The organism is Massilia sp. FBCC-B171 (assembly GCF_059134155.1).
The window spans coordinates 2,426,277-2,445,522 of sequence record NZ_CP101443.1 but is presented as its reverse complement, the minus strand read 5'-3'; the positions used below and the strand labels follow the sequence as shown (position 1 = coordinate 2,445,522).

Here is a 19,246-nt window from a genome sequence, read left to right as displayed (position 1 = left end):
GTTCGCCCGCCGCTCCGGTATCATGCGGGGATGAACGACATTTCTTTCCAACCTTTTGTCATTGGTGTCGCCGGCGGCAGCGGCAGCGGCAAATCGACAGTGACCCAGCAAGTGCTGGCCTCCTTCGGCGCCGACATGGTCTCGGTCGTGATGCAGGACGATTACTACCGCGACCAGTCCGACCTCACCCCGGAAGTGCGGCGCCGGCAGAACTACGACCATCCACAGGCCTTCGACTGGCCGCTGCTCGTCCAGCACGTCCAGGCCTTGCGCAATGGCGAAGCGATCGAGATGCCGGAGTACGACTTCACGATCGACAACCGCTCCAACAAGACCATTCCCGTCAAACCGGCCCCGGTCATCGTGATCGAAGGCCTGTTCGCCCTGTATGACGCGGCCCTGTGCGACATGATGTCGCTGAAGATTTTTGTGGACACCGCCCCGGACGTGCGCTTCATCCGCCGCATGCAGCGCGATATTGCCGAACGCGGCCGTTCGACCGAGAGCATCGTCAACCAGTACCTGGAAACGGTGCGGCCGATGCACAAGCAGTTCATCGAGCCGACCAAGCGCAATGCCGATGTCATTTTGCCGCACGGTGCGAATGGGCCAGCGGTCGATGTGATTACGACCAAGGTGGCGAGCGTGATCGGGCAGTTGAAGCGGGTTTGATCCCAAGCGCCTGCTCGATTGCCTGTCACCGCCCGCGGCAAGCGAAGCCGTAAGCGGTCACGCTGCACTCACGCTTGATGCATTGGGTTGCGTGATAGCCATGTGCCCTGCATGCCCTCAGCAAAGCGGCCATGGAGGTGTCCGGCGCCGCCGGGCTGTCGACCGGGATGGCGGTTGCGCGTGCAAACTGACGAACCGGCTCGCGTTTCGGCCGTTCCTGCGCTGGCCGCGCTGCCGTACGGACGAGCTCGTCCGCCTTTCGAATGATCGGCTTCGGCCGCGTCGAAGCGGTCTTCTTTTCCACGGTGCGCTTGGGCTTGCGCGCCACTGGCGGCGCCTCCTCCACGGATGGAAGCGCTGGTTCAGGCTTGATGGCGGCAGGCGGATCGCGTTCCAGCATCACGAGGGGCGGCACGGGACTGCTGGTGGAAGCGTCGGCTTGCGCGCGCACCTCAGCGCCGGGCGCCGGCAGGGACGCCTTTTCTGCAATCGCTTGTCCATTCGCTGGCGTAGCCACCCGCGCTTGCGCTGCGATGCGTGCCATCGATCCGGCATCGTTTCGCTCCTGGTACAGCCACCGGCCTCCGAAGACGAGCAGCGCAACTGACAGCAGGCCCGCTGCCCCAAGGACGTAGCGTTTACCGTGCCGTGCAAGCACGGTTGGGGCTGGCGTAAACGGATTGGATTCCTGCTGTGCCGGCAGCGGCTCGGTGAAATCGAACAAAGGGTCTTGCGGCACAGCCGCGATGCGGGCCGGATTCGGGGCAGTCCTGTCCTCGGCCGGGAGGACGGCGGGCGCATGCGGAGGCTGGGCCGGGGCGGCCTGCACCTCGGGCGCGGGCTCGGGCTCGACCTGTGCGATGACAGGTGTTGGCTGCTGCCTTGGACGAACAAAATTCGCCTCGAGGGCGGCGATTTCTTCGAAGACCTGGTCCAAGGCAACCGGCGCCGGTTCCTCCGACTGCGTTGCCGGCGCCGGCATTTTCTCGGCAGCGGCAAGCCGCCACACGCCCGTGGCTGTCCGGGGCCTGGCAGGCGCCGCCTTTCCCGCTGTGGCAGGAACTTGCGTCAAGGTCCCTGCTTTCGCATTTTCGACTGGCTTGGCAGGCGCTGGGGACAAGGCAGCGCTCTGGCCAATGTCTTCAAGCAATTGCGTCTTCATGATCTTCTACTAACCACTTCTCGGTTCCGAAGATAGAGCTTAGCGCTTTTTTAACATCCGGCTCGCGTTGTTTGTAAGAAGTTGTGAGCAAGCATGCATTGACGCCCGTTTATCCGCACGCTCATCGCCGTGCCCATGCTGCAAACCTCGACAGCCAGGCACGGACGCTGTTCGCATCGGCCGCGCGCGCGTACTTTCCCTGCGCGTCGAGGAACACCATCACCGTCGCCCTGCCCTTGACCTTCGCATGCAGGACCATGCAGCGGCCGGCCTCCGAGATGTAGCCTGTCTTTTGCAGGCGGATCTGCCAGCTCGGATTGGCGGTGAGGCGATTGGTATTGCGGTAAACAGTCTGGTGCCGGCCTTGCCTGATCGAGAAATGCCGGTCCGTGGAGTAGCGCCTGATCAGCGCGTGCTTTTCGACGGCAACCACCAGCTTCGCCAGGTCCGCCGGGCTGGAGACGTTCGCGCTCGACAACCCGGTTGGCTCCGAATAGCGCGTGCTGCGCATGCCGAGCGCGCGTGCCTTCGCGTTCATTGCAGCGACAAACTTCCGGGTTCCGCCGGGATAACTGCGTCCCAGGGCCGCTGCCGCCCGGTTTTCGGAACTCATCAGGGCAAGGTGCAGCATGGCCGAGCGGGACAGACGGGTCCCGACACGCAGCCGCGATGACGAATATTTCAGGCGATCGACGTCCGCGCTGGTGATCGACAGCGGCTGCAGCATGTCCTGCCGCGCTTCGAGCACCACCAGAGCCGTCATCAGCTTGGTCAGCGAAGCAATCGGCAGTGCCGCATGGGCGTTCTTTTGGTACAGCACCTTTCCCGTCGCCGGATCGAGGATCAGCACGGCATGCGACCTGAGCGCCCCGAGACGGGCGGCGTAGCCGGTGGTGGAGCGGCGATGCCTGGCTGCCTTCGCAGGCCGCTGCTTTTGCGCCGCCTGCGCCTGCGCCTTCGTTGCCGTCGGTCCCTGCGCACTGCCTGCCTGTACGGACGATGCGGAGCCAGCCAGCAAGCCCAGCACGAAAAGAATGAAAGCAAATTTGGTCATGTTATCGAATCGGGCGCGCGCGGGCAGCCTCGGAGTAAGCACGCCGTCGATCGACTGCGATTTCAGCCATCGTAGAAGCGCAGACTTAGCGAACCATTAGCGCCCGGAAACATTTGACCCCGGCAGCAAGCGCTGCCTGGCTGCGCCTTGCCAACGGAATCGCTAAGTGTTCGCTAAGTGTTCCTCCATAACATTCAATTTCCCGTGCTTAACAGTCCTCTGTATGCGCTTAACTTCTGGGCGTGCAAATTGAAAAACCGAACCCTTTACTGGACCCGGGGCCTGATGCCTGCCGCCCTCATATTGTCGGCAGCCTGCGCGCCGGCCCCTGCCCTGGCGGCGGCCTCCCGGCATGGCGCCACCCCGAATCCTGACTTCCTCGACGATTTCCGTTCACTGGCACAGCAGAGGCCATGGACCTGCCGCGAGCCTGCCGCTGCGCAGCGCAGCGCTGCCTGGCCGAACGGCAAGGCCGAATGTGCCTGGCAAAACCGCTTGCGCAAAACCAGCTGGAGCTGGGACGAGGGCGCGCCCTCGTCATGCATCAGCAAACAGGCACGCTGGTGGAATTGGGTCCAGCGGGGCTTGCCGCCGGCCGCGCCGCGCAGCGTCTGGGACAGGCGCTGGGGCGCGCAAACCCTGCGCTTTGCCGTGGGCGGCGAAGAACGCCTGGTCCAGATCGCACGCGACGGCGGCCAATGGCATGCCACCGAATGGCACTGGAACCCGAATCCGCGTCCTGCTACCCGGCGCTGGCAGGAGCAGCGCTGGACGCTGCTGGCCGAGTCTGCCGCCCGGCAGCAGCAGCCGGCCGCCGCCGTCAAGCCCGATCCATCGCCGGCGCAGCCGGTGTTTCGCCGCGTGCTCGGCGCGCGGCCGGGCGAACTGGGCCCCGCAGGCCTGACCCTGGAAACGGCCGGCCTGTGCCTTACGGTCGGCAATCCGCTGCCGGGCCAGGCCAGGCTGCCCTTGTCCTACAGTCCCAACGACAGCCGGCTCGAACAGCGCGCCGCGATGCACCTGCAACTGAGCAGGCAGTATCCGGATGCCAAATGGCTGACGCCTTTCAAGATGCTCGACATGCCCGCAAACCTGCCCAGCGGTGCCAAGTTCCTCGCCACCTGGGTCGAGGGCGCATCCCTGAACGGCCAGTTGTGGATGCCCTCCAAGAACGATGGGGCGACGGTTCGCCTGCGGATGAGTACCCGGCTGCGGCCAGGGCAGGACAATGCGGCGGCCTTGTGGCAGGCAAGACAGGCCGTCGAGCGCGAGCTCGAGGCGATCGCCGTGCAGTGGGCGGCCGCGTATGAGTGACCTGTCCAGCCTCCCCCTGTTCCTGTTTTCGCCGCTGGCCATCATCGGCACCGGCCTGCTGCTGGCGCAGATATTCGGCGTGCTGCTGCAGCGGCGCGGGGTGCCCCGCCTGTACGGCGCGGTCGCCGCCGGGCTGATCCTGGGCGTGAGCGGATTCGGCCTGGTCGACACGGCCCTGCTCACCCATTTCCAGGAGTTGCTCAACGCAGCGTCGGCCCTGGTACTGTTCGAGGCCGGCCGCAAAATGGATCTGGCCTGGCTCTGGCGCAGCCGCGAACAGGGCCTCTCGCTCTTGCTCGGCTGCGTGCTGCGCGGCGCCTGTGCCGTGGCCCTGCTGGTTCCGTTCGGCCTGGCATGGAGCGAAGCGGCCTTTATCGCGTCGATCCTGATTGCCATCAATCCCGTGGTGTTCACCTCGATGGTATCGGACCACAATGCCACTGGTGTCGCAACCTATGCCGCCGCCAATGCCGTCGGCCTGAGCCATCTGGTGGCGCTGCTGGCCCTGTCGGTCTCGCTGTCCTGGCTGCGCAGCCATGGCGTCACCGACGAGCCACCTTTTGCCGACCAGCTCGCGCTCCAGGGCGGCAAGCTGCTGCTGGGCGCCGCCATCGCGCTGCTCTGCTACGGCGTCTACAAGCTGGCGTCGAGCGTCTCGCGGGCGCAGGCCGGCGTACGGCCCGGGATCCTGCTCGCGACACTGATGCTCGACCTCGGCCTGTGCTCGGTGACCTCCTCGAGCGCCCTGCTTTCGCTGCTGCTGATGGGTTTATTGCTGCGCAATGCAGAGAAGCGCGAGAACGTGTTCCAGGCACAGCTCAAGACCGTGCAGGACATCGGCTACGCGCTGCTGTTCATGACCGCCGCCGCACTGGTCCAGGTGGAACAGGTGCTGCACTGGCCGGTCCTGCTGATGGCGGTGCTGCTGTTCGCCATGCGGATCGCCATGACGCGCCTCGCGCTGGTCCCCGGATACGCATGGAGCGCACGCAAGAAGCACGCGATCGCGCTGTCGGCCTGCTCGCTGGTAAGCTTCAGCACCCTGGTCGTCGACAGCTCGATTTCCAACGCCGCCTACCTGAGCATCACTGCCACCAACGTGATGGGCGCGCTGCTGGCGCTCAACGTGCTGGTGGCCCCGGCGATAACCTGGGCCGGATTGCACTTTGCCGGCGAAACACATAAAGGAAGCGAACTATGACAGAGACGATCACGGAGCTCGACAGCGCGGCCGCGCAGGCCCGCGCCGTCGCCGGCGCCGGCCCGGCATTCCTGCCGCCGTTTGCCAGTTCGCAGCTCGGCAGCATGGGGATCGAACTGGAGCTGATGGTCCTCGACCGCCTCACCTACGACCTGCTGCCGGCGGCGCCGGACATCCTGCTCCTGCTCGACCAGCAGGAGAAGGCCTGGGTGGCGACACCCGAGATCACCACGTCGATGCTCGAGGTCGCGACCTCCGTACTGGGCAGCTACCGCGAGGCCGCGGACCAGCTGGAGGAGATTCGCGCCACCGTGCAGCGGGCCGCCTTCGCGGTCGGGGCGGCGATTTCGGGCGGCGGCGCCCATCCGTTCCAGAAATGGAACGAGCAGCGCATCTATCCGAAGGACCGCTACCGCGAGTCGGCCAGGAAGTACGGCTATCTGGCCAAGCTGTTCACCGTATTCGGCATGCACGTCCACATCGGGATGGCGAGCGCCGACGAGGCCGTGCGCATCGGCGCCTGGCTGACCCAGCGCGCGCCCCTGTTCATCGCCCTGTCGGCCAACTCGCCCTGCTGGCAGGGAGAGGACTCGGGATTCTGCAGCGCCCGCAGCAACGTGGTGGGGGCGTTCCCGATGAGCGGCATCATGCCGCCGGACCTGCGCAGCTGGCAGGAATTTTCCGAGCACTTCGACCGCCTGGCACAGCATGGCATCGTCAACAGCATCAAGGATTTTTATTGGGACGTCCGTCCCAAACCCGAGTACGGGACGATCGAATTGAGAGTGCTCGATACCCCGCTGCACCCGGCGCACGCGGCGGCCCTGGCCTGCTACGCGCGCGAGCTGTGCATCGAGATGGCGGACCAGCCCGGTGTCTGGCCGGGCGCAAGCGCGCGCGAACTGTACAACTGGAACCGCTTCAACGCGGCCAAGGAAGGAGTACAGGGCAACTGGATCGACCCTTGCACGCGCAGGGAGCACCCGATCGAACGCGTGGTGCGCGGCGACCTGGCCCGGCTGAGCGCACGTTCGGACGACCCTGATTTTCCCGCGGCCTGCCTGCTGATCGAGGAGCTGCTCGGCAATGGCGGGCAAGCCGGCTGGCTGAGCGGCCACATGGCCGCCGGTGCCGGCATGAACGACCTGGCGCGGGTGGCAAGCGAGATTTTCGAGCACCCGCTGGCGCCTGGCGGCATGGCGGCGCACACGCATGCGCGCGGAGGCAGGCAATGAGAGTGCTGCTGGTGGAAGACGATCCGATGATCGGCAGCGTGGTGCAGCATGCGCTGCGCGACGCCAGCTACGCGGCCGACTGGGTGCGCGACGGCGAGGCCGCGCTCACGGCCCTGCTGACCCTGGAGTACGAACTGGTGCTGCTCGACCTGAACCTGCCCCACATCGACGGCATGGCGGTACTCCAGACGATCCGCAGGGCGCGCAACGACGTGCCGGTACTGGTGCTGACGGCGCGCGAGGCGACGGAAGACCGCGTGGCGGGGCTCGACAGCGGCGCCGACGACTACCTGGTGAAGCCGTTCGCGATGACCGAGCTGCTGGCCCGGATGCGCGCGCTCACGCGGCGCAAGGAGGGAACGACCAGCACGGTGCTGGGCAACGGCATCGTCGAACTCGATCCGGCCACCCACGAGGCACGGGTCGGCGCGGCGGCGGTGCGCCTGACGGCGCGCGAGTTCCCGCTCCTGCAGGCCCTGCTGGTGCGCCCCGGCGCCATCCTGAGCCGTTCCGAACTCGAACACCGCGTCTACGGCTGGAACGAAGAAGTCGAGAGCAATGCGATCGAATTCCTGATCCATTCGCTGCGCAAGAAGCTGGGCAGCGACATCATCAAGAACGTGCGGGGGGTCGGATGGATGGTCGCGAAGGGCCGCTGACCGCATCGCTGCGCTTCCGGCTTTCGCTGTGGATTTCAACGGCGATCCTGAGCGGCGCCGCCATTGCCGGCTTGTTCTCCTACCGTGCGGCGACCGAGGACGCGCACCGCGGGCAGGACACCCAGCTGCGCCAGGTCGGCTACCTGATCAGCCGGCTCGATGCCGTTCCCACCTCGCCGATGGCGCGCGAACAGGTGGGCGACGCAGGCTTCAACGCCCGGCTGGTGGTGCGCTTCATCGACGCGCCGGGCGCCATCCTGGCCCAGCCGGAACGGCCGCCCCGCTTTGCCACGGCCTTGCCCGACGGCCTGCAGACGGTGCGCATCGGCAGCGAGACCTGGCGCGTGTTCGTGCGCACCAACGCCAAAGGCGTGCGCGTCGCGGTCGCGCAGCAAACCGCGGTGCGCGACGCCGCGGCGCGCGCGAACGCCTGGCGCACGGTCATGCCGATCCTGTTCCTTGGGGCTGTCCTGGTACTGATGGTGATGCTGCTGGTGCGCGCCATGTTCCAGCCCCTGCAGCGCCTTGCGGCGCAGCTGGGGGCGCGCCGCGAACACGACCTTGGCGAGCTCGACCGGGCCGCGCTGCCGTCGGAAGTCTGGCCTTTCGTCGCCGAGATCAACAAGCTGATCGCCCGCACGGTGCGCGCGCTGGCGGGGCAACGGCGCTTCATCGCCGATGCCGCGCATGAGCTGCGCTCGCCCATGACCGCCATGTCGCTGCAGGCCGAGAGGCTGGCGGCGAGCGACATGCCGGGCGAAGCGCGCGCACGGCTGGGAGCACTGTCGGCGGGCCTGTCGCGCACCCGCGTCCTGCTCGACCAGTTGCTTACCCTGGCGCGCACCCAGGAGCCCGGGTTCGACCAGTTGACGCAGGTGCCCCTGAAAAAGGCGATCCAGGAATGCCTCGAGGACCTGGTGCCGCTGGCCGAAGCCAAGGCGATCGACCTGGGCGTGGTGGGCGATGCCGATCCACAGGTTACCGGGCGCCCGGTGGATATCCGGATCCTCATCAAGAACCTGGTCGACAACGCGATCCGCTACACGCCCGAAGGCGGACGGGTCGATATCGGCGTCGAGGAATGCGGCGGCCGCGCCGTCCTGTGCATCGACGATACGGGCGCGGGCATCCCGCCGGAAGAGCGTGAGCGCGTGTTCGATCCGTTCTACCGGGTCCTCGGCAATGGCGAGACGGGCTCCGGCCTGGGCCTGGCGATCACGGCGTCGATCGCCAACCAGATCGGGGCAAGCATTTCGCTGAGCCCGAAACCCGACGGCACGCCGGGCCTGCGTGTGCGCGTCGCGTTTTCCGCACGGCTGGCGCCGCGCTGACAAGCGGCATGGCCGGCTCCCGCATACCCATCCCGGACGGGGGCCATTCTTTGCTTCGCTCAGGCAAGCCAGTCCTGGGCGCTACGGCAATCCCGCGGTCACGCTTCCACCCTCGCCCCGTCCCGCAGCCCGGCCGATAGCTGCCAGAGCGTCTCGGCGCGAAGTCCCGTTCGGCAGTAAGCCAGAACTGGATTGGGCGCCGCGGCAAACAGCGCGGCGAAGGCCTCGACGTCGCGTACGGTGATTTCTCCCGGTACGACCGGCAGGTAGTGCGCCTCCACGCCACACGCCCGTGCTTGCCCGGCAACCGCAGCGAACGCGGGCTGGCCGTCGCCCTCGCTGTCGGGCCGGTTGCAGATGATGGCCGCAAAGCCTGCACTACACAGTTCGGACACGGCGTCCGGGGCAACTTGCGCGGAAACCGCAAAATCTTGATCAAGGTAGCGAACGCTCATGGGATCTCCTGGTGAAAAAAAATACGAAAACAATATATTGAATTATATACTGTGTTTGCATATACTATCTTCGTGCATAACGAAACCCAGGAAGGATTCCCGATGAGCGATGGACAGAAATTCGACCTCCAGGCCATGCAAACTGCCGCGGCACGCGCCTGCGGCATGCTGAAGGTGCTTGGCAATCCCGACCGGCTGCTCTTGCTGTGCCAGCTGACGCAGGGCGAATTTTGCGTCAGCGAACTCGAAACCCTGCTGCAAATCCAGCAGCCGACCTTGTCCCAGCAGCTTGGGGTATTGCGCGAAGAGGGCCTGGTCAGCACCCGGCGCGAGGGCAAGCAGATTCATTACAAGATCGAGAGTGCGGAAGCCACCGCGATCATGCAGGTTCTTTATGAATTGTTCTGCCAGCCAGGCAAAGGGAAAACGACATGACGATCGACTGGGTCAATTTCACGCCGCAGGCAGCGCTTGCCGGCGGCGTGCTCATCGGGCTGGCCGCCGCCGCCTTCATCCTCTTCAACGGCAGGATCGCCGGCATCAGCGGCATCCTCGGCGGCTTGCTGCGCCCCCAACGCGGCGACGCCGGCTGGCGCGTGGCCTTCCTGGCCGGCCTGCTGGCGGCGCCCGTCGTGTATGGCCTGTTCGCGGCGCTGCCTGCTGTCACGGTCGAGGCTGGAACCGGCACGCTGGTCGCCGCCGGCCTGCTGGTCGGCGCCGGCACCCGCTACGGCGCCGGCTGCACCAGCGGCCACGGCGTCTGCGGCATTTCGCGCATGTCGCCCCGCTCGCTCGTGGCGACGGCCGCGTTCATGCTCGCCGGCTTCGTGACGGTGTATCTCGTGCGCCACGTATTCAACTGAAGGAATCGACATGCAAATCTTGATGGCATTGATGGTGGGCCTCCTGTTCGGCATCGGCCTGATCGTCTCGGGCATGACCGACCCCGCCAAGGTGATTGGCTTTCTCGACCTGGCCGGCAATTGGGACCCATCGCTCGCCTTCGTCATGGGCGGGGCGATTTTGGTCGGCGTGTTCGCCTTCGGCCTGGCGCGCAAGCGCAAGCGCTCGCTCCTGGGCGCGCCTATGCGCCTGCCGACGGCAACGGCTATCGACCGCCGCCTGGTGCTCGGTTCGCTTGCCTTCGGCGCCGGCTGGGGCCTGGCCGGCTACTGCCCCGGCCCGGCCCTGGCATCGCTCGCCTCGGGCGGTGTGAAACCGCTGATCTTCACACTGGCGATGCTCGCGGGGATGGCCTTGTTCGAGGGCCTGGAAAAAATCTCGGCCGCGCGCGCGCAGGGCCGGGCCTGAGCATGACCGCGCTTGCGCTGGGTGTAATCGTTGGGCTGATCCTTGCCCTGACCGGCGCCGGTGGCGGCATCCTGGCAGTCCCGCTGCTGGTCTTCGGCACCGGCGCCAGCGTCTCCGAGGCGGGGCCGGTTGGACTCATGGCCGTTGGGATGGCCGCCGCGCTCGGGGCAATCCTGGGACTGCGCTCGGGGAGCGTGCGCTACCGCGCCGCCGGGCTGATCGCCGTGACCGGCATGGTGCTCTCGCCCGCCGGCCTCTGGGCTGCGCGCCAAATCGACGGCCGGTCGCTGGCCGTCCTGTTCGCGCTGGTGCTGCTGTACGTCGCGCTGAAGACGTTCAGGCAGGCATCCGGACATGGCCCCATCCCGACGTCCGCACAAGTAGTGTGCAAACGCGGCGCAGATACCGGGCGCTTTGTCTGGACGCGCCCCTGCGCAGTGGCCATGTCGCTCTCCGGTGCTCTGGCTGGCCTGCTGTCCGGGCTGCTCGGCGTGGGCGGGGGCTTCGTCATGGTACCGGCACTGCAGCGCTATTCGGACCTGCCGATGAAGTCGGCCGTGGCGACCTCGCTGGCCGTCATCGCACTGATTTCGCTGATGGGCGTCGCCGCCAGCACCGCCAGCGGACACATGGACTGGGCGCTGGCCCTACCCTTCTCGGCAGGCGCGCTTGCAGGAATGCTCGGTGGCCGCAGTCTCGGCAGCCGTCTTGCCGGCCCACAGTTGCAGAAGGCGTTTGCCGCCGTGTCGGCACTCGTCGCCATCGCCATGATCGTCAAGGCAGCGGCGTAAGGAAGTCCTGTAATCATTCATCGAGGAACGAGGAAATCAAATGAACCTGAATCCGATCCAGCTGTTCGACACCGAATCGTCGACCTTCACCTATCTTCTGACGGCCCCGGGATCGAACCAGGCCGTCATCATCGATCCGGTAGACCACCATTGGGAGCGCGACTTGCGTCACCTCGAGCGGCTGGGACTGCAACTGACCTATGTTCTCGAGACCCATGCGCACGCAGACCATGTCACTTCCGCCGGCAAGCTGCGCGAACTCACCGGGGCGCAGGCGGCGGTGCCGAGCGGCTGCGGGATCGGCCCCGCCGAAGTACAGTTGAACGACGGCGATGTCATCGGCTTCGGCGACGGCGAGCAGATCAGGGTGCTGCATACGCCGGGCCACACGCCCGGCAGCATGAGCTACGCCTGGCGCGGCAATGTCTTTACTGGCGACACCTTGCTCATCGACGGGTGCGGGCGCACCGACTTCCAGGGCGGCAGCAGCGACGCCCTTTACGACAGCGTGACGGAAAAATTGTTTGCGCTGCCGGACGAGACGCGCGTGTGGCCGGGACACGACTACAAGGGCCAGGCGGTATCGACCATCGGCTGGGAGAAACGCCACAACAGCCGCCTCGCCAATCGCAGCCGCAGCGATTTTTGCAAACTGATGAGCGAACTGAACCTGCCCAAGCCGAAGCTGATCGACGTCGCCGTCCCTGCGAACCGGAACCTGGGCCTGCCGCAGGGCGCCTGAACCCCCACCCATCCGCAGGAGAACCGCCATGATTTTCCGCCAGCTCTTCGAGCCCGTGTCCAGCACCTATACTTACCTGCTGGGCGACGAACAGACCGGCCAGGCGATCCTGATCGATCCGGTCATTTCGAGCATGGACCGCGACCTTGCCGAGCTCCAACGCCTGGGTTTGCGCCTTGCGTACACGCTCGACACCCATATCCATGCCGACCACATCACGGCTGCCCTCGAACTGCAAAGGGCGACCGGCAGCAGGATCGCGGCGCCGGCCTTCGACCGGCTGGCCTGCGCCGATATCGGCATCGAGGAAGGCAAACCGTTCGAGATGGCAGGCATCCGGCTCCAGCCCCTGCATACGCCCGGGCACACCGATGGCCACTTCTCCTATCTGCTCGGTGACCGTGTGTTCACCGGCGACGCCTTGCTGATCGAGGGGTGCGGGCGCACCGACTTCCAGAACGGCGATGCGGACGCCCTTTACCGGAGCGTTACCGAAAAGCTGTTTGCATTGCCGGACGAGACCCTCGTCTACCCAGCCCACGATTACAAGGAACGTTTCGTGACCTCGATTGCGCAGGAAAAGCTGCGCAATCCACGGCTGGGCAAGGGCAAGACCCTGGAAGAATTCCGGGAGATCATGGGCAACCTGAACCTGCCTTACCCCACCTTCATCGACCATGCGGTGCCCGGCAACCGGCAGTGCGGCGTGTGCCCATCCGACCTGCCCGACAATCTCGTCCGCTATTGCCGGCAGATGAGCGCCAGCCCGCAGGGATGATATTTCTTCCTTGAGCGGCTCCCAGCCCAAAAAATTTCATCACTAAATCGTTTCCTGTTTTACCATCGATGAAGAACCTCGGCGGTTCTTCCAGAACAAGAAACAGGAGACGACAACCATGAACGTGCGCGCGAGCTTCAGCAATATGAAAGACAGTACCCGGGAAGACTGGCAGCTGATCGGCCAGGAATTCGTGCCCTATGCAAAAGCCCTGCCCGACCGCATTCTGGCGCACCTTAAAATCCTCGAGGGCGACTACGGCGGCTTTCCGGTCGACCGTTATACCCATTCGCTGCAAACCGCGACCCGGGCATTAAGGGATGGGCGCGACGAGGAATACGTGGTCTGCGCCCTGCTGCACGATATTGGCGACACCCTGGGCAGCTTCAATCACCCGGATATCGCGGCGGCCATCCTGAAACCGTTTGTGAGCGACGCCAATTTCTGGATGGTGCAGAACCACGGCATATTCCAGGGCTATCACTTCTTCCATCATCTTGGCTTGAACCGCGATATGCGCGACGAATTCGCGGGCCATCCCTTTTATGACGCCACGGCCGAATTCTGCGACCTGTATGACGCGCCGGCATTCGACAGGCAGGCCGAAACACTGCCGCTCGCCGAATTCGAGCCGATGCTGCGCCGCGTGTTCGAAAAGCCGCGCCGCAGTATTTACAGCAAGGCCATGCCCGCTGAATAACCGGCCTGAATCCACATCATCCGAGGAAACTAAAATGAATATCCCTTCCATGAAAGACCAGGTCAGCGCCGACGAATGGCAATTGCGATGCGACCTGGCCGCCTGTTACCGGCTCGTTGCACTGTACGGCTGGACCGATCTGATCTTCACGCATATCAGCGCCCGGGTCCCCGGGCCCGAGCACCACTTCCTGATCAACCCCTACGGCATGATGTTCGATGAAATCACCGCATCGTCCCTGATCAAGGTCGACCAGGACGGCAACAAGCTGTCCGACTCGCCCTTGCCGGTCAACCGCGCCGGTTTCGTCATCCACAGTGCGATTCACGCCGTGCGCGAGGACGCGGGATGCGTCATTCACACCCATACCCGCGCCGGGGTGGGCGTGAGCGCCCAGCGCGATGGCGTGCTGCCGATATCCCAGCAGTCGATGTTCGTGCTCGCCTCGCTGGCGTACCACGACTACGAAGGCGTCGCGCTGCACGATGCCGAAAAGCCGCGCCTGCAGGACGACCTGGGCACGGCCCATTTCCTCATGCTGCGCAACCACGGCTTGCTGACCGTCGGCGCCAGCATCCCCGACGCCTTCCTGTCGATGTACATCTTCGAGACCGCCTGCCAGATCCAGCTGGCGGCACAGGCGGGCGGCGGCGAACTGCGCATGATTGCACCGGAAGTTTTGGGCAGCACCGCCGAATCGATGAAGGCCCAGACATCGGGAATGGGAGGCGCATTCGCCTGGCCCGCGCTGATACGCAAGCTCAACCGCGTCGACGAGAGCTACCTGACCTGAGCCGTCCTGAATAAATATAAATAATAAGGAGACATGAATGAACAGTTTCATCACGCTGCTGCCGACCCTGCTGATCGGCGCCCTCGCCCTGATCATGTTTGGACTGGGCCTGTCGCTCACCCTTGCCGATTTTCGCCGCCTGCTCGGGCATCCGAAACCGGTGGTACTGGCACTCGTACTGCAGGCCCTGGTGCTGCCTGCGATCTGCTATGGCCTGATCGTGGCGCTCGACGTGTCGCCGGTGTATGCCGTCGGCCTGATGCTGCTCGCCGCCTCGCCGGGCGGCGTATCGGCGAACCTGTACAGCCATCTTTTCGGCGGCAACGTCGCGATGAATATTTCGCTCACCGCCATCAATACGGTGCTGTCGATCGTCAGCCTGCCCCTGATCGGCAACTTTGCGATCAATACCTTTGCCCGCACCGGCCAGGTGGTGCCCATGCAAACGGGGAAAGTGATCGAAGTGATCGGGATCGTGCTGGTGCCGGTCTTGATCGGCATGTTCGTGAAAAGCCGGGCGCCGGCCTTTGCCGCGCGCGCGGAAAAACCGATGAAGCGCTTCTCGATGGTGGTGCTGGCCGCGCTGGCCCTGATCGCCATCGCCAAGGAGTGGAATGCGTTGACCGCCTCCTTCGCCTCGATCGGCCTGGCCGTGATTGCCTTCAACGCCATCAGCCTGGGACTGGGTTACTACGTGCCGCGCCTGATGGGGATGGACAAGCCGAATGCGATCGCGATCGGCTACGAAATCGGCATCCATAATTCGACGCTGGCGATTTTTGTCGCGGTATCGGTGCTGGGCGACTTCCAGCTGATGGTGCCGGCGGCGATCTACTCGGTCAGCATGTATGTGCTGGCGACGGCCTTCGGTTTCCTCGTGCTGGGAAGGCAGCCGGCCGTGGCCGCGGCGCGGGCCTGATGTCGATATGGCGCCGACGGTGGATACGCCATCGGCCAAGCCTTCGGCGCCACTCCCCGATGAACATCATCAGTTTTGTCATGTTCCACCGCTGCTTGCACGTCCGATGCTGGCCCGCTCAGGGCACTCTTCGTTCCAGAACCCAGCGTTTGCCACCATCGGACGAGCTGTAGAAACGACCATCGTCGCTGACAAAGCCGATATTGTCCATTCCGCCGAGATGTATCAGGCGCCGGGGAAAAGCTGGCGCTGGTCCCATTTCGCGCCAGGTACGACCAGCGTCGTCGGTACGCCAGACCGACTCGCCGCCCTTGGCGTTCTCATAGTATTCATATTGCGGTGGGCCACCTGCGCGCGCGACATAGCCTACGTCGTTAGACACGAAGAGCAGCGATCCCCAAGTGGCGTGCAGCTCGGCGCGCCTTTCCCAATGCAGGCCGCCATCTCCGGAAAGCTCGAAGAACCTGTCGCGCGACAGGTTCACCTGCTGGAAGCGCGCGATCCGGCCGTCGGGCAGCATGGCCCAGCATTCGGGCAGACCATCGCTGTCCAAGGCGGCTACCTCCCAGTGGCGGGTCTGGTGGTCGTAACGAACTGTTTTTTGCTTCGCAATGTTGCTGCCGCTGACCAGGGCCAGGTTATCGCCTGCGCGCAGGACGAACCCACGAGCGTCAGCGGCGGACGCTCGAAAAAGCTGGCGTGGTTGCGAAAACTGTTCGGTCCATTGCCCAGGCGCCGCCATGCTTGTCGACAAGCCGATAAATCGATCGCGGGTCTGCAGGACGACCAGAAGTTCTTGGGAAGCAGGCAGAGGTCCGATGTCGATCACGCTGGCGTCGTCCAGCGGCAGAGCGACAGTTTGCCAGTCCGCCTTTCCAGCGGCCCTGGTGAGCAGGGTACCGTCATCAGAGCCAGCGAACAGCGTGCCATCGTTAGCTGCATGGACAGACCGGATCGGCAAGGCAGTTGGTGTTTGAATGACGCTCCATGCACCTCCGGGGCTACGCACCGTGATCTGGCCAAAAGCTTCTCCAGACAGGAGCGTACCGTCCTCCAGCCGCTTGGGCGAATAAGCCAGCATGCTGGTCGAGCGCAGGCCGTCGTAACGCTCCTGGAGCGCCTGAAGACGTTCGCCCGGTTCCCAGCCGAGCGCCGGTTGCGTCCCGACTATCGCCGCCAAGGCAGGGCTGAGCTGGCGAAGTTCTGCCTGGCGATCATTCGGCGCGTACACCTGGCCCAAATGATACTGAATCGACGTAGCGGGATAATGGGCGCGGATATAGGCGATGCTGCCGAGATCCGTGAGGCGGCCTTCGGCGACAGTGAACTTTGGGAATTTCTCATTGGCGTCCGTACGGATAGACGCTTCGATCATAGGGTTACTGACCTCTCCCTTAATCGCACGCAAGCTATAAAGACCTGACGGCAAGCTGCCGACGAAGAATGCATGCGAGGCCCCAGGGTCCGCATAATCCTTCAGTTCGAATTCCTTTTCCAAACGCTCATTCCACACAGCCAGCGTCGTGAACTTGCGGAAGAGCGGACTGACTTGTGGACGGTTGACGGCGATTTTGATCGCCAGCAGACCATCGCCGCTCGCCAACTGCAGGGTTTTCGGCGATGTCTGGGCACGTGTCTCGGACGTAATTGGCGGCGATACACAGGCACTCGTCGCGCAAGCCAGAATGAGTACCGCTACGCCAGCCAGGTAGCGTTTTTTACGAATTAATCTCACCATTACCATCCCAAGGAATCGTCGAAATAAATAAAGCAACAATTCTATAGGGAAAGGAATGAACGGCCTCGATAAAAAGTTTTCTAGCCGCAAATTTTTATAAAGCGTAAGTCGCGTGCATAACATCCTGTCTGCGTCAGGCGCACTTACAAGATAGCGCTTCCCAGCGGGGCCATCTCCACCGCCACACCTGACAGCACTGCATTCCCCGACAAGGGATCGCGCAGGTTCTCGTCCAGCAGCGCATTCAGGTTGACGCCCGGCCGCTCGGCCGCGACGCCAAGCCGGGTGCCGGCCAGGTCGTGGCCCCAGCCATGCGGCAGGCTGACCACCCCTGGCATCATCTCGTCGCTCACTTCCACTTGCACCTCGATGCGCCGCGCGCCGTTGCGCAGTTGCGCCATGCCGCCATCAAGCAGGCCGAGCCGGGCGGCGTCCATCGGATGGACCAGCGCCGTGCAGCGATAGACGCCCTTGGCCAGCACCGGCAGGTTGTGCATCCAGCTGTTGTTCGAGCGCAGCTGGCGCCTGCCGACAATCACCAGATCCGGCGCGGGCGCGGCCAGGTCCGCCGCCACGCGCGCCAGGTCGTCGAGCAGCATTTGCGGGGCAAGTTCGATCTTGCCGGACGGCGTGCGCAAGGCTTCGGGTATGCGCTGGGTCATCGGCCCCAGGTCGATGCCGGACGGCGCTTGCCTGATTTTTTCCAGCGAGAGCCCGTCGGGCACCCGGCCGAACTGGTCGCCGTAAGGGCCGGTGCGCAGCGCCAGGTCGAGCAGACGCTCCGGCCCGCGCTGCGGGGCAAGCGCCGCCATTACCTGCGCGGCGGCCGGACCGAAGGCCTTGTCCAGCTCCTGTCCCAGCAAGGCGTCGTCAAATGCCTCGATGTCGGCCCCGGCGCCCTGCCCTTTCGCGATCGCGGCGATGCGCAACAGGCTCTCCCACTCGTCGGGCTGGCTGCTCTGGCGATCCAGCACCGGCGGGCTGTAGCGCGCGTGGTTATGGTGCGAGAACTGGGTGAAGGTGACGTCGTAGTGCGCGTCTTCCAGCGGCGACGGCCCCGGCAGGATCACGTCGGCGTGGCGCGAGGTTTCGTTGAGGTAGATGTCGAGGCTGACCATGAAGTCCAGCCCGTCCAGCGCGGCGGCCAGGCGCGGGCCGTTGGGGCTTGAGAGCACCGGGTTGCCGGCGATCGCGATCAGCGCCCTGATCTGTCCCGGGCCGGGCGTATCGATTTCCTCGGCCAGGCAGGTGATCGGCAGCTCGCCCGCCACCTCCACGGCGCCGGAAACACGGGAGCGATGGCGCCCGCTGACGACCCCGCGGCCGACGCCTGGTTTGCCGCGTGTGTTGGCGCCGAACGCCGCGGCCTTGGGAAACATGGCGCCGCCCTCCTCGTCCAGGTGGCCGGTCAGTACATTGATGACATCGATCAGCCAGGAGCACAGGGTGCCGAACTGCTGGGTGCAGGTGCCGATGCGCCCGTAGATGGCCGCGCGCGGCGTAGTGGCGAGCGTACGGGCCAGGCTGCGGATGGTGGCGGCATCGATGCCGCAGCGCGCGGCGACGCGTTCGGGCGAGTACTCCCTGACCGCCGCGGCAAGCTCCTCGAACCCGTTGCAATGCGCGGCCAGCCGGCCTGGCCGCACCAGGGCTTCGTCGAATAGCGCCTGCACCATGCCGAGCAGGAAAAATACATCGGCGCCGGGACGAATGAAATGGTGGGCATCGGCCACCTCGGCGGTCTCGGTGCGGCGCGGGTCCACCACCACCATCCTGCCGCCGCGCGTGCGCAATGCCTTGGCCTTGCCGCGGAAGTCCGGCACGGTCCACAAGCTGCCGTTCGATACCATCGGGTTGGCGCCGAGGATTACCAGGTAATCGCAGCGTTCGATATCGGGGACGGGAACCGACAGCCAGCTGCCGAACATGAGGCCGACGGACAGCATCTTCGGTACCTGGTCCACGCTCGACGCCGAGAACATGTTGCGGGTGCCCAGTGCCTTGGCCAGGCGCGGGAAGTAGAGCATCAGGCTCATCTTGTGCGAGACCGGGTTGCCCAGCACCGTCGCCACCGCGTCCGGCCCGCCGGCCGCGATGATCGGCGGCAGGCGCCGTTCGATCTCTGCGTAAGCCTCTTCCCAGCTGGCTTCGACGAACTGGCCGTCACGCTTGATCAGGGGCACGCGCAAGCGGTCGGGGTCGTCGTGCAGGTCCTTCAGGCCGATCGCCTTGGGGCAGAGGAAGCCCTTCGAGAACACGTCGTTCTGGTCGCCGCGAATACGGACGACGCGTCCCTCCTCCAAGTCGAGTTCGAGACCGCAACTGGCCTCGCAGAAGGGGCAGATACGGTGGGCGACTGCGGTCGAGCTTGGCATGGCGAACCTTTTAGAA

General features: G+C 65.0%; 20 protein-coding genes. 15 read left to right on the top strand and 5 right to left on the bottom strand.

Annotation, left to right across the window (positions count from 1 at the left end):
- Positions 1–30: 30 nt before the first annotated feature.
- Entirely contained in the window at positions 31–672 is a 642-nt protein-coding gene (gene udk, locus NMB41_RS11095; protein ID WP_494382498.1) for a uridine kinase, read from the top strand.
- 25 nt (positions 673–697) lie between these two features.
- Here udk and NMB41_RS11090 read toward each other — a convergent pair whose 3' ends face one another.
- Together NMB41_RS11090 and NMB41_RS11085 are read right to left on the bottom strand one after the other, a co-directional pair.
- Positions 698–1,834, bottom strand: a complete 1,137-nt coding sequence (locus NMB41_RS11090) for a hypothetical protein (protein WP_494382497.1) — start codon at positions 1,832–1,834, stop codon at positions 698–700.
- A 121-nt stretch (positions 1,835–1,955) separates the two neighbouring features.
- A complete protein-coding gene (locus NMB41_RS11085) occupies positions 1,956–2,888 on the bottom strand; it encodes a serine hydrolase (protein WP_494382496.1) in 933 nt (310 codons plus the stop codon).
- A 285-nt stretch (positions 2,889–3,173) separates the two neighbouring features.
- On the opposite strand from NMB41_RS11085, the gene NMB41_RS11080 reads away from it, so the two are divergent.
- From NMB41_RS11080 to NMB41_RS11060, 5 genes are read left to right on the top strand one after another with little or no spacing between them, the layout of a single operon-like run.
- Complete coding sequence (locus NMB41_RS11080) at positions 3,174–4,202, top strand: hypothetical protein (protein ID WP_494382495.1); 1,029 nt, start codon at positions 3,174–3,176, stop codon at positions 4,200–4,202.
- Positions 4,195–5,403 carry a cation:proton antiporter domain-containing protein gene (locus tag NMB41_RS11075; RefSeq protein WP_494382494.1) on the top strand — a complete coding sequence of 403 codons (1,209 nt, stop codon included), beginning with the start codon at positions 4,195–4,197 and terminating at the stop codon, positions 5,401–5,403. The genes NMB41_RS11080 and NMB41_RS11075 overlap by 8 nt, the downstream gene beginning before the upstream one ends.
- Positions 5,400–6,638, top strand: a complete 1,239-nt coding sequence (locus tag NMB41_RS11070) for a YbdK family carboxylate-amine ligase (protein WP_494382493.1) — start codon at positions 5,400–5,402, stop codon at positions 6,636–6,638. Before NMB41_RS11075 ends, NMB41_RS11070 begins: the two co-directional genes overlap by 4 nt.
- Positions 6,635–7,297: a response regulator transcription factor gene (locus NMB41_RS11065; protein WP_494382492.1), complete on the top strand. Its 663-nt coding sequence runs from the start codon at positions 6,635–6,637 to the stop codon at positions 7,295–7,297. The genes NMB41_RS11070 and NMB41_RS11065 overlap by 4 nt, the downstream gene beginning before the upstream one ends.
- Complete coding sequence (locus NMB41_RS11060; protein ID WP_494382491.1) at positions 7,273–8,628, top strand: ATP-binding protein; 1,356 nt, start codon at positions 7,273–7,275, stop codon at positions 8,626–8,628. The genes NMB41_RS11065 and NMB41_RS11060 overlap by 25 nt, the downstream gene beginning before the upstream one ends.
- 98 nt (positions 8,629–8,726) lie before the next feature.
- Here NMB41_RS11060 and NMB41_RS11055 read toward each other — a convergent pair whose 3' ends face one another.
- Positions 8,727–9,083 carry a protein tyrosine phosphatase family protein gene (locus NMB41_RS11055; RefSeq protein ID WP_494382490.1) on the bottom strand — a complete coding sequence of 119 codons (357 nt, stop codon included), beginning with the start codon at positions 9,081–9,083 and terminating at the stop codon, positions 8,727–8,729.
- Positions 9,084–9,185: 102 nt separating this feature from the next.
- Between NMB41_RS11055 and NMB41_RS11050 the strand changes: the two genes are divergently transcribed.
- The 9 genes from NMB41_RS11050 (at position 9,186) to NMB41_RS11010 (ending at position 15,117) form a co-directional block, all read left to right on the top strand.
- Positions 9,186–9,518 carry an ArsR/SmtB family transcription factor gene (locus NMB41_RS11050; protein WP_494382489.1) on the top strand — a complete coding sequence of 111 codons (333 nt, stop codon included), beginning with the start codon at positions 9,186–9,188 and terminating at the stop codon, positions 9,516–9,518.
- Positions 9,515–9,946 (top strand): YeeE/YedE family protein, encoded by a 432-nt coding sequence (locus tag NMB41_RS11045; RefSeq protein ID WP_494382488.1) that lies wholly within the window; start codon positions 9,515–9,517, stop codon positions 9,944–9,946. The genes NMB41_RS11050 and NMB41_RS11045 overlap by 4 nt, the downstream gene beginning before the upstream one ends.
- Positions 9,947–9,956: 10 nt before the next feature.
- Positions 9,957–10,394 (top strand): YeeE/YedE family protein, encoded by a 438-nt coding sequence (locus NMB41_RS11040; protein ID WP_494382487.1) that lies wholly within the window; start codon positions 9,957–9,959, stop codon positions 10,392–10,394.
- A 2-nt stretch (positions 10,395–10,396) separates the two neighbouring features.
- Positions 10,397–11,185, top strand: a complete 789-nt coding sequence (locus tag NMB41_RS11035; RefSeq protein WP_494382486.1) for a sulfite exporter TauE/SafE family protein — start codon at positions 10,397–10,399, stop codon at positions 11,183–11,185.
- A gap of 40 nt (positions 11,186–11,225) precedes the next feature.
- Positions 11,226–11,927 carry an MBL fold metallo-hydrolase gene (locus tag NMB41_RS11030; protein ID WP_494382485.1) on the top strand — a complete coding sequence of 234 codons (702 nt, stop codon included), beginning with the start codon at positions 11,226–11,228 and terminating at the stop codon, positions 11,925–11,927.
- A 28-nt stretch (positions 11,928–11,955) separates the two neighbouring features.
- Positions 11,956–12,705 (top strand): MBL fold metallo-hydrolase, encoded by a 750-nt coding sequence (locus tag NMB41_RS11025; protein ID WP_494382484.1) that lies wholly within the window; start codon positions 11,956–11,958, stop codon positions 12,703–12,705.
- Between the two features lie 118 nt (positions 12,706–12,823).
- Complete coding sequence (locus tag NMB41_RS11020) at positions 12,824–13,405, top strand: HD domain-containing protein (RefSeq protein WP_494382483.1); 582 nt, start codon at positions 12,824–12,826, stop codon at positions 13,403–13,405.
- 34 nt (positions 13,406–13,439) lie between these two features.
- The gene (locus tag NMB41_RS11015; protein ID WP_494382482.1) at positions 13,440–14,198 is read left to right on the top strand and encodes a class II aldolase/adducin family protein; all 759 of its coding nucleotides are present in this window, start codon (positions 13,440–13,442) and stop codon (positions 14,196–14,198) included.
- A gap of 37 nt (positions 14,199–14,235) precedes the next feature.
- Positions 14,236–15,117 carry a bile acid:sodium symporter family protein gene (locus tag NMB41_RS11010; protein WP_494382481.1) on the top strand — a complete coding sequence of 294 codons (882 nt, stop codon included), beginning with the start codon at positions 14,236–14,238 and terminating at the stop codon, positions 15,115–15,117.
- Positions 15,118–15,235: 118 nt separating this feature from the next.
- On the opposite strand, the gene NMB41_RS11005 is transcribed toward NMB41_RS11010, so the two are convergent.
- Both NMB41_RS11005 and NMB41_RS11000 read right to left on the bottom strand, forming a co-directional pair.
- On the bottom strand, positions 15,236–16,855 hold the full coding sequence (locus NMB41_RS11005) for a sialidase family protein (protein ID WP_494382480.1): 1,620 nt from the start codon (positions 16,853–16,855) through the stop codon (positions 15,236–15,238).
- 143 nt (positions 16,856–16,998) lie between these two features.
- Positions 16,999–19,230 (bottom strand): molybdopterin-dependent oxidoreductase, encoded by a 2,232-nt coding sequence (locus NMB41_RS11000; protein ID WP_494382479.1) that lies wholly within the window; start codon positions 19,228–19,230, stop codon positions 16,999–17,001.
- Positions 19,231–19,246 lie beyond the last annotated feature (16 nt).